This window comes from Lysobacter sp. 22409 (assembly GCF_052045105.1).
GTDB classification, from domain to species: Bacteria; Pseudomonadota; Gammaproteobacteria; order Xanthomonadales; family Xanthomonadaceae; genus Lysobacter; species Lysobacter antibioticus_B.
Genome location: NZ_JBQEOE010000007.1, coordinates 57,261 through 70,463 on the forward strand (window position 1 = coordinate 57,261; position 13,203 = coordinate 70,463).

General features: G+C 66.9%; 12 protein-coding genes. 2 read left to right on the top strand and 10 right to left on the bottom strand.

Annotated elements, in window-relative coordinates; genetic code table 11:
• Positions 1-161: 161 nt before the first annotated feature.
• The 10 genes from ACTJJK_RS05625 to ACTJJK_RS05670 form a co-directional block, all read right to left on the bottom strand.
• Positions 162-848, bottom strand: coding sequence for a DUF2461 domain-containing protein (locus tag ACTJJK_RS05625; protein WP_031373402.1), 687 nt, complete (start codon positions 846-848; stop codon positions 162-164).
• Positions 849-891: 43 nt separating this feature from the next.
• On the bottom strand, positions 892-2,343 hold the full coding sequence (gene sbcB, locus ACTJJK_RS05630; RefSeq protein ID WP_440729717.1) for an exodeoxyribonuclease I: 1,452 nt from the start codon (positions 2,341-2,343) through the stop codon (positions 892-894).
• Between the two features lie 4 nt (positions 2,344-2,347).
• A complete protein-coding gene (locus tag ACTJJK_RS05635) occupies positions 2,348-3,718 on the bottom strand; it encodes an FAD-dependent oxidoreductase (RefSeq protein WP_440729718.1) in 1,371 nt (456 codons plus the stop codon).
• A gap of 91 nt (positions 3,719-3,809) precedes the next feature.
• Positions 3,810-4,091, bottom strand: coding sequence for a GIY-YIG nuclease family protein (locus ACTJJK_RS05640; RefSeq protein WP_235186335.1), 282 nt, complete (start codon positions 4,089-4,091; stop codon positions 3,810-3,812).
• Positions 4,092-4,226: 135 nt separating this feature from the next.
• Positions 4,227-5,513: a kynureninase gene (kynU, locus tag ACTJJK_RS05645; protein WP_440729719.1), complete on the bottom strand. Its 1,287-nt coding sequence runs from the start codon at positions 5,511-5,513 to the stop codon at positions 4,227-4,229.
• A gap of 74 nt (positions 5,514-5,587) precedes the next feature.
• Positions 5,588-6,598, bottom strand: coding sequence for an amidohydrolase family protein (locus ACTJJK_RS05650; protein ID WP_031373397.1), 1,011 nt, complete (start codon positions 6,596-6,598; stop codon positions 5,588-5,590).
• 7 nt (positions 6,599-6,605) lie between these two features.
• Positions 6,606-7,136, bottom strand: a complete 531-nt coding sequence (locus ACTJJK_RS05655; protein WP_408953651.1) for a 3-hydroxyanthranilate 3,4-dioxygenase — start codon at positions 7,134-7,136, stop codon at positions 6,606-6,608.
• Positions 7,137-7,595, bottom strand: coding sequence for a RidA family protein (locus tag ACTJJK_RS05660; protein WP_223621068.1), 459 nt, complete (start codon positions 7,593-7,595; stop codon positions 7,137-7,139). It abuts the gene before it with no gap.
• The gene (can, locus tag ACTJJK_RS05665; protein ID WP_223621067.1) at positions 7,592-8,257 is read right to left on the bottom strand and encodes a carbonate dehydratase; all 666 of its coding nucleotides are present in this window, start codon (positions 8,255-8,257) and stop codon (positions 7,592-7,594) included. The genes ACTJJK_RS05660 and can overlap by 4 nt, the downstream gene beginning before the upstream one ends.
• A 7-nt stretch (positions 8,258-8,264) precedes the next feature.
• The gene (locus ACTJJK_RS05670) at positions 8,265-9,692 is read right to left on the bottom strand and encodes an aldehyde dehydrogenase (protein WP_440729720.1); all 1,428 of its coding nucleotides are present in this window, start codon (positions 9,690-9,692) and stop codon (positions 8,265-8,267) included.
• Positions 9,693-10,155: 463 nt separating this feature from the next.
• Between ACTJJK_RS05670 and ACTJJK_RS05675 the strand changes: the two genes are divergently transcribed.
• A complete protein-coding gene (locus tag ACTJJK_RS05675) occupies positions 10,156-11,784 on the top strand; it encodes a TldD/PmbA family protein (RefSeq protein WP_440729721.1) in 1,629 nt (542 codons plus the stop codon).
• Between the two features lie 21 nt (positions 11,785-11,805).
• Positions 11,806-13,140 (top strand): TldD/PmbA family protein, encoded by a 1,335-nt coding sequence (locus tag ACTJJK_RS05680; RefSeq protein ID WP_031373391.1) that lies wholly within the window; start codon positions 11,806-11,808, stop codon positions 13,138-13,140.
• The last annotated feature ends 63 nt before the right edge of the window (positions 13,141-13,203 follow it).

Here is a 13,203-nt window from a genome sequence, read left to right on the forward strand (position 1 = left end):
GTCGCCGGGATTTTTCGATAGGACATCCTTGTCCTATCGAAAAACGCCGCACGTCCTGTGCGGCGCCCTCCGGGTCTCCACTTGACCGGCAAAGCGGCAAAGCGGCAAAGCAGATCAAAATCACGGCAACGGCAACGGCAACTGACGATCGGATTTGAGGCTCAGAACTCAAGATCCAACGCCGCGCACAGGTAATCGGTGAATGGCGCCAACCCGGCCAGATCCTTCTCCAAGGTCTTCAACAACCGCGGCCCGGTCATGGTCTCGTCGTCGATGGCCCGCAAGGCGACGAAATTCTTGCGCCTCAGGTCGTCGGCGAATTCGAAGTCGGCGGGAAAACCGCGCGGAGCGCGGGTCAGCATTTCGCTGTCGTCGAGGTCGTAGCGCTTGCGGAACTTCGCGTCGTGCGCAGCGGCCTTCCAACTGCCCGGGTTGTCGAGCACGAAGTGACGGATCTTGCGCAGCGAATCGGGCTGCGGGTGCCACACGCCGGAGGCGATGAAGCAGTTGCCGCCTTCCAGGTGGATGTAGAACGACGGCGCTTCGATCTGGCGGCCGCGCTCGTGGAACAGGCGCGCGCCCTGGTGGGTCTTGTACGGCGCCTTGTCGTTGGCGAAACGGGTGTCGCGCTGGATGCGGAACAAGGACCCGCCGACGTTCTTGGGCTCGGAGCGGTAATGCGGGCTGACTTCGGCCAGGACCGGCTGCAGGTCGGTCAGCAGGCGCAGGAAGGGTTCGCGCACATGGCTCTCGAAATCGGGCTTGTGGGCATGGAACCATTCGCGGTTGTTGTGACGCGCCAGCGAACGCAGGAACTTGAAGCTGGCTTCGGAAAAATAGCGGCTCATGCGGCGGGCTCTTCGGCTTGCTCGTAGCGGGGGACGGTCAGTATCACAGGGCCGGCTTGAGGCCGGCGTCGATGTCGCGGGCCCAGGCTTCGAGGCGATCGAGCAAGGCCTGTTTGCCGCCGTCGGCACCGGCGAGTGCGCGGGTCTGGGCGAGTTCGGCGTGGAAACGCTCGAAGCTGTACTCGGACAGGCCGGCCTCGTCGTACAAACGGTGGCGGCGGTAGTCGTCCCAGCGTTCGCGCTCATGCGCGTCCAGGGTCTGCGGCCAGTTGCGGGCGCGATAACGGAACAGCAGTTCGGGCAGGCGCGCGTCGCGGAAATCGAAAGCCGCCTGGGCCAGCGCCGGCGGCGGGGTGGTGCGGACCTGGCGGAACAGGCGCTTGTCGCCGTCGCCGATGAAGGCGTCGTAGAGCGAGGCGTCGACGTCGGAAGGTTCGCGGGCACGGTCGTTGGCGTAAACACGGCGGACTTTCTCGACCAGCTCCGGACCGGCTTCGCGGATCTGCGCGGCGCGGTACTCGACCTGGGCCGGGTCGATGCTCAGGCGCTCGAAATCGGCCGGGCGCAGGTGGTTCCAGGCGATCAGCGCCGGGCAGCGGTTCAGATGCACTTCCTTGAGCGCGACGCGTTCCTCGCCTTCGGGCAGATCGGCGGTCGGGGTGTACAGGCGGTCGGCGATCTCGTCCGGTGCCAGCCGCAACAGCGCCGCCGGGTCCTGTATCAGGTCGAACACCAGCACGCGGTTGTCGATGCGCGGATGCCGCGCCAGCGGGATCACCGGCGCCGCGCACAGGCGACTGGCCGGATAGCGCTGCGAGACGTGCAGGGCCGGGGTCATCGCGATGGTGTCGAGCAAGGTCGCGGCGAAGCGCTTGTCGCGCAGGCGCAGGGCGTATTCCCACAGTTTCGGCTGCGCGGTCTTGAACTTGCGCGCGATGCCGATCAGGGCGCGTACGTCCGACAGCGCTTCGTGAGCATCGCCCTCGCGCACGCCATTGGCTTCGGCCAGGTGTTCGAGCTTGAACGAGGTGGTGCCGTCTTCGCGCTGCGGCCAGACCACGCCCTCGGGGCGCAGCGCGTGGGCGAGGCGCATCACGTCGAGCAGGTCCCAGCGCGTGTTGCCGCCGCGCCATTCGCGTTCGTAAGGGTCGTAGAAATTGCGGAACAGGCCGTAGCGGACGAACTCGTCGTCGAAGCGCAGCGAGTTGTAGCCGGCGCTGCAGGTCTCCGGTCGCGACATTTCGTCGGAGATCAGGGCGAAGATCTCGGCCTCGCTGACGCCGTCGCGCAGGGCGTCCTGCGGCGCGATCCCGGTGATCAGGGTCGCCACCGGCGAAGGCAACAAGTCGTCGGCGGGTTTGACGAAGACGCTGATCGGCTCGTCGACCGGGTTCAGGTCGGCGTCGGTGCGGATCGCCGCGAACTGGGCGATGCGGGTCGTGCGCGGGTCGGCGCCGAAGGTTTCGAGGTCATAGAACAGAAAACTGGCGGGCATGGGATCACTCGTCCGCGGGCAGGGGCGACAAGCGCTCGCGCACCAGCGCGTCGACCGCCGGCCAATCGAGGCTGGCCAGGCTGTCGTGGCCGCGGGTCAGTTCGACCAACAGTTCGCGTTGCTGCAGGCCGCGGGCATAGGCCACTTCGTAAGGCATGCGGTGGAAGGTCACCATCGCGTAGCGCGGCATGAAGCGCTCGGGATGGCGTTCGGCGAGTTCGTGTTCGAGGGCGCGTTGCAGCAGGTAGTCGTCGTTGTCGACGCGGTCGCGCATTTCCAGATAGTTTTCCAGCGCCATGGCCTGGATCGCGCGCGCGCTCGGCAGGCGCTCGGCCTGGAACGCGGCGAAGGCGGCGGCGCGGTCGTCGTCGGCGAGCAGGCGCTCGGCCAGGGCGACACAGTCCTCGAAGGCGCAGTTCATGCCCTGGCCGTGGAAGGGCACCATCGCGTGGGCGGCGTCGCCGAGCAGCACGGCGCGGTCGTCCAGGTGCCAGCGGTCCAGGTACAAGGTGGCGAGCAGGCCGGCCGGGTTGCGCTCGAAGTCTTGTTCGAGTTGCGGGATCAAGGGCACCGCGTCGGCGAAGTCGCGCTCGAACAAGGCGCGCGCATCGGCGCCGTTGCGCACGGTTTCGAAGCTCGGGTCGCCTTCGTTGGGCAGGAACAGGGTGACGGTGAAGGTGCGTTCGTCGTTCGGCAGGGCGATGCACATGTAGCGGCCGCGCGGCCAGATGTGCAGGGCGTTCGGCTCGATGCTGAAACCGCCGTCGGGCGACGGCGGGATCTCCAGTTCTTTGTAAGAATGACCGAGGAATTCGGTGCGTTCGCCCAATTCCACCGCCTGCTTCATCGCCCCGCGCAGGGCCGAGCCGGCGCCGTCGGCGCCGACCAGGCTGTCGAACACGATCTCGTGCGCGCTGCCGTCGCGGTCGTCGTGGAACACCGCCAGGCGGCGCTCGAAATCGACCGATTGCAGGCCGCGATGGAAGTGCAACTGGGCGCCGGCGTCTTCGGCGATCTGCAGCAGGATCAGGTTCAACTCGCCGCGGTGCACCGACCAGATCACTTCGCTGTCGTCGCGCCCGTAGCGCTGCAGGTCGGTGCGGCCGTCGAGGAAATGCACCATGCGCCCGCGCATCATCACCGCCTGCGCCATGACCGCGTCGTCGGCCCCGGCCAGGCGCAGCGCATGGCGGCCGCGTTCGGCCAGGGCGAGGTTGATCGAGCGCCCGCCCTGATAGCCCTTGAGGCGCGGATCGCCGCGCTTCTCGTAGACATCGACCTCCCAGCCGCGCCGCGCCAGTAAGGTGGCGAGCAGCGCGCCGGCGAGGCCGGCGCCGATGATGGTGATGTGCTTGGGGTATATGGTTGCGTTCAAGCGGCGAGTCCTATGGCGAGTCGCGCGAGGAGGGGCAGGGAGCCGTGGATCTTCATACCGTCATTCCCGCGAAGGCGGGAATCCAGAGGCTTCAGCCGGTACTCGCGATGTCCTGCCATAAGTCGCGCCATTCCGGATTGTTCTCTTCGATCAGTCGGATCTTCCATTCGCGGTTCCATTTCTTTATTTTCTTCTCGCGTTGAATGGCGCTTTCCATGGTCTCGTGCTGTTCGTACCAAACCAGTCGATCGACGCCATAGCGTTCGGTGAAGCCTTGTGCCAGGTGCTCGCGATGTTGCCATACGCGTTGGATCAGGTCGCTCGTAACGCCGGTATACAAGGTGCCGCGTTTCGCGCTTGCAAGGAGGTACACGGCGGGCGACCTGGACACTTCAACCTCACTCTGGATATTCGGCTAGCGCCGAAGAAAAGCAGAGCCCGCCTTCGCGGGATTGACGGTAGGAGGGTTCGCCAGACCTGAGCGGATCCAGGTGGGGCGAATGCAGAATCAAGCGCCCCTCCAGGCTTCCACCGCCCGCGCAAAGCGCAGCACGTCGGCGTGAGTGTTGTACAAGGGCGCCGGCGAGATCCGGATCACGTCGGGCTCGCGCCAATCGCCGAGCACGCCGTTGGCGGCGAGATAGTCGAACAGGTCGCGGCCGGCGGCGCGGCCGCTGAGGCCGCGGCCGCCGATCACTCGCAACGACAGCTGACAACCGCGTTGCGCCGGGTCGGCGGGAGTGACGATATCGAGCGTATCGGCGAGGCGTTCGCGGATCAGCGCTTCCAGATAGCCGGTCAGGCGCTGCGACTTTTCGCGCAGAGCGGGCATGCCGACCCGGTCGAACAGGTCCAACGATGCGCGCAACGGAGCGAGGCCCAGGATCGGCGGGTTGCTGAGCTGCCATCCCTCGGCGCCCGCGGTCGGGACGAAGTCCGGCCCCATGCGGAAACGGGTCGAGGTTTCGTGGCCCCACCAGCCGGCGAAGCGCGGTCGGTCGGTGCGGGCGTGGTGTGCGTGGACGAAACAGCCGGCGACCGCACCGGGGCCGGAGTTCAGGTACTTGTAGTGGCACCACACCGCGAAATCCACGCCGCTGTCGTGCAACTGCAGTTCGAGGTTGCCGACGCCGTGGGCGAGGTCGAAGCCGCACAGCGCGCCCTGCGCATGCGCCAGGCGCACGATCGCCGGCAGGTCGAAGGCCTGGCCGCTGCGGTATTGCACGCCGGGCCACAGCACCAGGGCCAGGCGCGGGCCGTGCTCGGCGATGGCGCGTTCGATCGTCGCCATCGAGATCAGCCCGCCGGGTTCGTCGGGCTCGACCTCGATGAGGTCGGTGGCCGGGTCGAAACCGTGGAAGGCGATCTGCGAAGCCACGGCATAGCGGTCGGACGGAAACGAACCGGCTTCGATCAGGATCGCCGGGCGCTCGCGGGTCGGCCGGTAGAAGCTGACCATCATCAGGTGCAGGTTGGCGGTCAGCGAATTCATCGCGATCACTTCGCCCGGGTGGGCGCCGACCAGGCGCGCGAGCGGGTCTCGCACCAGTTCGTGATACGGCATCCACTGCGCCTGACCGGTGAAGTGGCCTTCGACCGCTTCCATCGCCCACTTGTCCAGCACCTCCACGACGTGCGCGCGTGCGCCGCGTGGCTGCAGGCCGAGCGAATTGCCGACGAAATAGGCCTGCTCCTCGTCGCCGTGGCGGGGAATCAGGAATTCGCCGCGCAGGGTCGGCAGCGGGTCGGCGGCGTCGAGCGCGGCGGCATGGGCGGGGGACGACAGATCGGTCACGGGAAAGGCCTGGCAACGTGGAGCGGTGATGAGAGATGAGTGACGAGGGGGCAAGGGCAGGATTCGCCCGGCACTCACTCGAAGCGCGATTTCGACAGCCCCAGCCATTCCAGCGCGGTGCCGTGATACAGCCGCGCCTGGTCGGCCGGCGGCAGGTCGAGCGAGGCGATGCCGGCACCGGGCGTCTGTTCGCCAAGCGGGAACGGGTAGTCGGTGCCGAGCATCACCCGCGACACGCCGCAGGTGTCGAGCAAGTATTCGAGCGCGCGCGGGTCGGCGACCCAGGAGTCGAAGTAAAACTGGTTGAGGTAATCGCGGGGGTTGCGCGGATTGTCGGTCGCGACCAGGTCGGGGCGCATGTTGAAGCCGTGTTCGATGCGGCCGATGGTGTAGGGGAAACTGCCGCCGCCATGGGCCAGACAGATCTTCAACTTCGGCAGGCGTTCGAGCACGCCGCCGAACACCAGGCAGCAGGCTGCGCGCGATTGCTCAGCCGGCATGCCGACCAGCCACGGCAGCCAGTATTTCGGCATGCTCGGCGTGCCCATCATGTCCCAGGGGTGCACCAGGATCGCCGCGCCGAGGTCGCTGGCGGCCTCGAAGAACTCGAACAACTCCGGTGCGTCGAGGTTCCAGTCGTTGACGTGGCTGCCGATCTGGCAGCCCTGCAGGCCGAGCTGGTCCATGCAGCGTTCGAGTTCCTGCACCGCCAGGCGCGGCGACTGCAGCGGCACCGTGCCGATGCCGGCGTAGTGGCGCGGGTAGTCGCGGCAAGCCTGCGCCATATGATCGTTGAGCGCCTGGTGCAGGTCGAGGGCCTGGTTGGCCTTGGCCCAGTAGCTGAACATCACCGGCACGGTGCTGATGACCTGCACCTGCACGCCGAAGCGCGCGTAGTCGTCGATGCGCTCCTGCGGGTCCCAGGTCTTCGACCAGATCTCGCGGAAGAACTTGCCGTCCTTGTAGATGCGATGGCGGCCGTCGTCGGTGTGGTGGATCACCGGAAAGCGCTCGTCGCCGTACTTGCGCGCCAGGTCGGGCCAGTCGCGCGGCAGATAATGAGCGTGGGTGTCGATCTTTAGCATCGTCGCCTCAGGTGTCGGGCATCACGTAGCGGCCCGGCGCCGGGTTCAGATGGCCGCAGTCCATGCAGGTCCGATGTTCGCGCGAGGAATAGAAACGCTCGAACACCGGCGGAAAGTCGGCCTCGATGTCGTGCAGGTGGAAGAATTCTTCGTAGAGCTTGTGGTTGCAGCGCTCGCAGTACCACATCAGGCCGTCGTCTTCGTGGGCCAGGCGCTTGCGTTCGATGACCAGGCCGACCGAATCGGGCATGCGCTGCGGCGAATGCGGCACGCGCGGCGGCAGCAGGAAGGTCTCGCCGGCGCGGATCGGGATGTCGCGCACGGCCCCATCCTCCTGGATGCGCAGGACCATCTCGCCTTCGAGCTGATAAAACCACTCGGGGCCTTCGTCCCAGTGATAGTCGGTGCGCTGGTTAGGGCCGCCGACCACCATGACGATGAAGTCGCCGAGGTGGATCACCTTGTTGCCGACCGGCGGCTTCAGCAGGTGCCGGTGTTCGTCGATCCATTGGTTGAGGTTGATCGGTCCAGGAAGCATTCACTTACCCTCGGGCGGTGCGCCGTTTCGCTGCGGGGCGAAGGCGGCGATGCATTTGAGTTCGATGGCGATCGGCGTCGGCAGCGCGGTGATGCCGAGCGTGGTCCGGCACGGCGCCCGTTCGAGCTCGGGGAAATACTCGGCCCAGACCGCGTTATAGGCGGTGAAATCGCGGGCCATGTCGGTCAGGTATACGGTCACGTCGACCAGGTCGTCCCAGCCGGCGCCGCTGGCTTCGAGCACGGCGCGGACATTGGCGAACACCGAGCGGCATTGCAGCTCGATGTCGTAGGCGATCAGGCGGCCTTCGGCGTCGTGGACGTTGCCGGGGATGGCGTTGCTGGCGGCATCGCGCGGGCCGATCCCGGACAGGAACAGCAGGTCGCCGACCCGGCGCGCATGCGGGTACAGGCCGACCGGCCGCGGCGCCTTGGCGGCGCTGATGCCGCCGCCGCTCATCGCGGCGAACCGCCGTGGGTCGAGTGCACCGTGGCGACGGCGCGTTCGTAGGTGTCCTGCAGGGCCTCGAAGCTGTCGATGTTCATGCCGGTGTCGTGGACACGGCCGTTGCGCAGGCTGTAGACCCAACCGTGCACGGCGAGCGGCTGCTTGCGCGCCCAGGCATCGCGGACGATGGTGGTCAGGCTGACGTTCTGCACCTGCTCGATCACGTTGAGCTCGCACAAACGGTCGTGGCGCTCTTCGGCATGGGCGTGCGAGATGCAGGCCACGTGCTTGTCGGCGACGTCGCCGACGTGACGGATCCAGTTGTCGGCCAGACCGAGGCGGTGGCCGTGCAACGCCGCATGCACGCCGCCGCAGCCGTAGTGGCCGACCACGAGGATGTGCTTGACCTTGAGCACGTCGACCGCGAACTGGATCACCGACAGGCAGTTGAGGTCGGTATGGACCACGACGTTGGCGATGTTGCGATGGACGAAGACCTCGCCCGGGGCCATGTCGATGATCTGGTTGGCCGGCACGCGCGAATCCGAGCAGCCGATCCAGAGGTACTCGGGCGCCTGTTGGCGCGAGAGGCGGGCGAAGAACTCCGGGTCCTCGGCGCTGATGCGCTCGGACCATTCGCGGTTTCGTTCAAGCAGGTCGTGCAACGGGGTCATACAACGGTCATCCCAGGTGAAGGCCGACGTTCTTGGCGTCGGTGAAGAAACGCATGGCCTCGGCGCCGCCTTCGCGGCCGAGGCCGGACGCGCCGACGCCGCCGAACGGCGTGCGCAGGTCGCGTTGCAGCCAGGTGTTGACCCAGACCATGCCGACGCGCAATTGCGCGGCGAGGCGATGGGCGCGGGCGAGGTCGCGGGTCCAGACCGACGCCGACAGGCCGTAGTCGCCGGCATTGGCCAGTGCCAGCGCCTGTGCGTCGTCGTCGAAAGCCTGAAGCGTCACGACCGGGCCGAAGATCTCTTCGCGGTTGCTGGCGCAATCCGGGCCGAGGCCTTCGATCACGGTCGGCGCCACGTACCACCCGGGCCGGTCCAGGGCATGGCCGCCGCACAGCACGCGGCCGCCTTCGCCGCGCGCGCGTTCGAGCGCGGCCAAGACCTTGTCGTAGTGCGCCTGCGACACCAGCGGGCCGAGCGTGGTGCTTTCGTCGGCGGGTTCGCCGATCTTCAGCGCCTGCGCGCGTTCGACCAGGGCGTCGCGGACTTCGTCGTAGATCGAGCGCTCGATCAGCAAACGCGAGCCGCACAGGCAGATCTGCCCCGAATTCTGGAACGCAGAGCGCACCAGGGTGTCGAGGTGCGCGCGCCAGTCGCTGTCGGCGAACACCAGGGTCGGGTTCTTGCCGCCTAGCTCCAGCGAGACTTTGCGCAACAGCGGCGCGGCGATGCCGGCGATGCGCTGGCCGACCGCGGTGCTGCCGGTGAACGAGATCGCGCGCACCGCCGGGTGCCGGACCAGGCTTTCTCCGACCTCGGGGCCGAGGCCGTGGACGATGTTGAGCACGCCGTGCGGGAAGCCGATTTCGGCGGCCAGCTCGCCGAGCATGCTGGCCGTGGCCGGGGTCACTTCGGAAGGCTTGGCGACCACGGTGTTGCCGGCCGCGAGCGCCGGGGCGATCTTCCAGGTGAACAGGTACAGCGGCAGGTTCCACGGCGAGATCGTCGCGACCACGCCGAGCGGCGCGCGCAAGGTGTAGTTGAGCCCGGCCTGGCCGTGGTGGGATTCGCTGGCGAACTGGGTCGCGGCGTGGGCGAAGAAGCGCAGGTTGGAGACTGCACGCGGGATCTCGGCTTCGCGGGCGAGCCGGATCGGCTTGCCGGCGTCGCGCGACTCGGCTTGGGCGAAGTCCTCCAGGCGCGTTTCCAACGCGCTGGCGAGGGCTTCCAGCCAGCGCGCACGTTCGCTGTGGGGCAGGGCCGACCAGGCCGGGAACGCGGCCTGCGCCGCGGCGACTGCGAGCTCGACATCGGCGGCGTCGCCGGCCGCGACCTGCGCATACGCTTGCGCATTGGCGGGGTCGTGGACATCGAGCCAACGACTGCCGGCCGCATCGCGCGCCTGGCCGTCGATCCAGTGCCGGAATCTGTGCATGCGCCAAGCTTAACGCGTGGGCGCGGCAGCGCCCATAGCGCGGGGCGGCGGGGCGGTCGCGGTTCCGTGACGGCGGGGCCGGATGGCGTGCGCTTTGGGGCCTTCGCGAACGAATGACGCGGCCTCCGACTTTGCCGATCCGGTCCGTGGCGCGCGGGCATGACCAAAGTCATGCATGACTGTTGGCCCAGGTGCGCCGCAGCAAAGTCGCCTCGCGCAGTCGCGAGAACACCCAGGTGGCGGGCGGCAAGGGAGGCGAAATACCGCGAAATAAGATGAATCGCTGCGCCTGGCGTCTCGTATCGGCAACCCCGATCGGCGCAACGGCGGCATCGCGAGTCACTGTCTCCCGGCACTTGACTGCCCGCGCAGGCACTGCGCACATTCCGAGAGGTGACTTTCATCCATGCCTTGCGGCGGCAACCAGCACTGCCGATCGGGCCCACAACGGCGGAACAATCTCGTGGATAGACGCAACTTCCTGACCATGTCGGGGCTCGGCATCGCCGGGCTGATGATTCCCTACGGCAGCGCGATCGCCGCCGAAGCCCTGTTGACGCCGCTGGATGTGGCCAAGAAAAAAGTGCTTGCCGACACCGCGCTGACCGCGGCGAAAGGCGCCGGCGCAACTTACTGCGATGTACGCATCGGCCGTTATCTGCGCCAGTTCGTCATCACCCGCGAGGACAAGGTCCAGAACGTGGTCAACACCGAGTCGACCGGCATCGGCATTCGCGTGCTGGTCAACGGCGCCTGGGGCTTCGCCGCGACCAATCAGTTGAACGCCAAGAGCGTGGCCGAGGCGGCGCAGCAGGCCGCTGCCATCGCGCGTGCGAACTCCAAGACCCAGACCCAGCCGGTGGTGTTGGCCAAGACCCCGGGCGTCGGCGAGGTGGCGTGGAAGACGCCGATCCGCAAGAACGCCATGGAAGTGCCGATCAAGGACAAGGTCGACCTGTTGCTCGGCGTCAACGCCGCCGCGGTCAAGGCCGGCGCCGACTTCGTCAACTCGATGCTGTTCCTGGTCAACGAACAGAAATACTTCGCTTCGACCGACGGCTCCTACATCGACCAGGACGTGCACCGCATCTGGGCGCCGATGACGATCACCGCGATCGACAAGGCCAGCGGCAAATTCCGCACCCGCGAAGGCCTGTCCTCGCCGATGGGCATGGGCTTCGAGTACCTCGACGGCGCCGCTTCGGGCAAGACCGTCTCGCCGAACGGCGTGGTCAACTACAGCAACTCCTACGACATGCTCGAAGACGCGGTCGCCGCCGCCAAGCAGGCGCGGCAGAAGCTCACCGCGCCGTCGGTCAAGCCGGGCAAGTACGACCTGGTGCTGGACCCTTCGCACACCTGGCTGACTATCCACGAATCGATCGGCCATCCGCTCGAGCTCGACCGGGTGCTCGGTTACGAGGCCAACTTCGCCGGCACCAGTTTCGCCACCGTCGACAAGGTCAAGAGCGGTTTCAAGTACGGCAGCGACCAGGTCACGGTGTTCGCCGACAAGACTCAGCAAGGCAGCCTCGGCGCGGTCGGCTTCGACGACGAGGGCGTCAAGACCAAGCGCTGGAACCTGATCAAGGACGGCATCCTGGTCGACTACCAGACCATCCGCGACCAGGCCCACATCCTGGGCAAGAGCGAGTCCGACGGCTGCTGCTACGCCGATTCCTGGTCGAGCGTGCAGTTCCAGCGCATGGCCAACGTGTCGCTGGCGCCGGGCAAGAACAAGCTCAGCGTCGCCGACATGATCAAGGACGTCGAGAACGGCATCTACATCGTCGGCGACGGCTCGTTCTCGATCGATCAGCAGCGCTACAACGCCCAGTTCGGCGGCCAGCTGTTCTACGAGATCAAGAACGGCAAGATCACCGGCATGCTGGAAGACGTGGCCTACCAGATCCGTACCCCGGAATTCTGGAACTCCTGCGCCGCGGTCTGCGACGAAAGCGACTACCGCCTCGGCGGCTCGTTCTTCGACGGCAAGGGCCAGCCGGGCCAGGTCTCGGCGGTCTCGCACGGTTCCAGCACGGCGCGCTTCAACGGCGTCAACGTCATCAACACCGCCCGCAAGCTCGGCTGACCGGCGCAGGAGAATCCACCCATGAGCATCTTCACCGAAGCCGAAGCCAAGGCCATCCTCGACAAGGTCCTGGCGCTGTCCAAGGCGGACGAGTGCACCGCGACCCTGACCGGTTCGATCGCCGGCAACATCCGTTTCGCTCTCAACAACGTGTCGACCAGCGGCATCGTCAGCAACAGCAACCTGGCCGTGCAGTCGGCCTTCGGCAACCGCGTCGGCACCGCCAGCATCAACGAGTTCGACGATGCCGCGCTGGAACGCGTGGTCCGCCGCGCCGAAGACCTGGCCAGGCTGGCGCCGGAAAACCCGGAGTTCATGCCGGCGATCGACAAGCAGAGCTATAAGCCGAGCCCGACCTTCAGCGCTTCGACCGCGGCGATCACGCCCGAATTCCGCGCGCAGGTCGCGGCAGACTCGATCGCGCCGTGCCGCGAAGGCAAGCTCACCGCCGCTGGCTTCCTCGAAGACGGCCAGAGCTTCGTCGCGGTGGCCAACAGCAAGGGCAACTTCGGCTACCAGCAGGCCACCAACTTCGACTACACCTGCACCGTGCGCACCGACGACGGCCGCGGTTCCGGCTGGGTCGGGCGCAATCTCAAGGACGCCAGCGAGTTCAAGGCCGACAACGAAGTGCGCATCGCCATGCGCAAGGCCACCGAGTCGGCCGAGGCCAAGGCGCTGGAGCCGGGCAAGTACACGGTGATCCTGGAGCCGGCCGCGGCCGCCGGGCTGATCTCGTTCATGATGAATTTCTTCGATGCGCGCCAGGCCGACGAGGGCCGCAGCTTCCTGTCGAAGAAGGGCGGCGGCAACAAGCTCGGCGAGCAGGTCTACGACCCGCGCGTCAACATCAGCGCCGACCCCTGGGACCCGCGGGCTCCGGTGCTGCCGTGGGACGCACAGGGCTTGGCTCGCGAGAAGATGTCGGTGGTCGAGAACGGCAAGGTCGCCGCCCTGGATTACTCGCGCTTCTGGGCCAAGAAGCAGGGCAAGCGCGCGGTCGGCACGCCCGGCAACCTGCTCATGGCCGGTGGCGACAAGTCCACCGCCGAGCTGATCAAGGGCACCCAGAAGGGCATCCTGGTCACCCGCACCTGGTACATCCGCATGGTCGACCCGCAGACCGTGCTGTTGACCGGCCTGACCCGCGACGGCACCTTCTACATCGAGAACGGCGTGATCAAGCACCCGGTGAAGAATTTCCGCTTCAACGAGTCGCCGGTGATCATGCTCAACAACATCGAGGAACTCGGGCGGCCGGTGCGCGTGGCCGGCGATGAGTCTTCGTTCGTGATGATGATCCCGCCGATGAAGCTGCGCGATTTCACCTTCACCTCGTTGTCGGACGCGGTCTGATTCACCTTTGAACGGCGGCGCGGCCGGCGATCCGGCGCGCCGCCTGCATCGGTTCGCTGTACC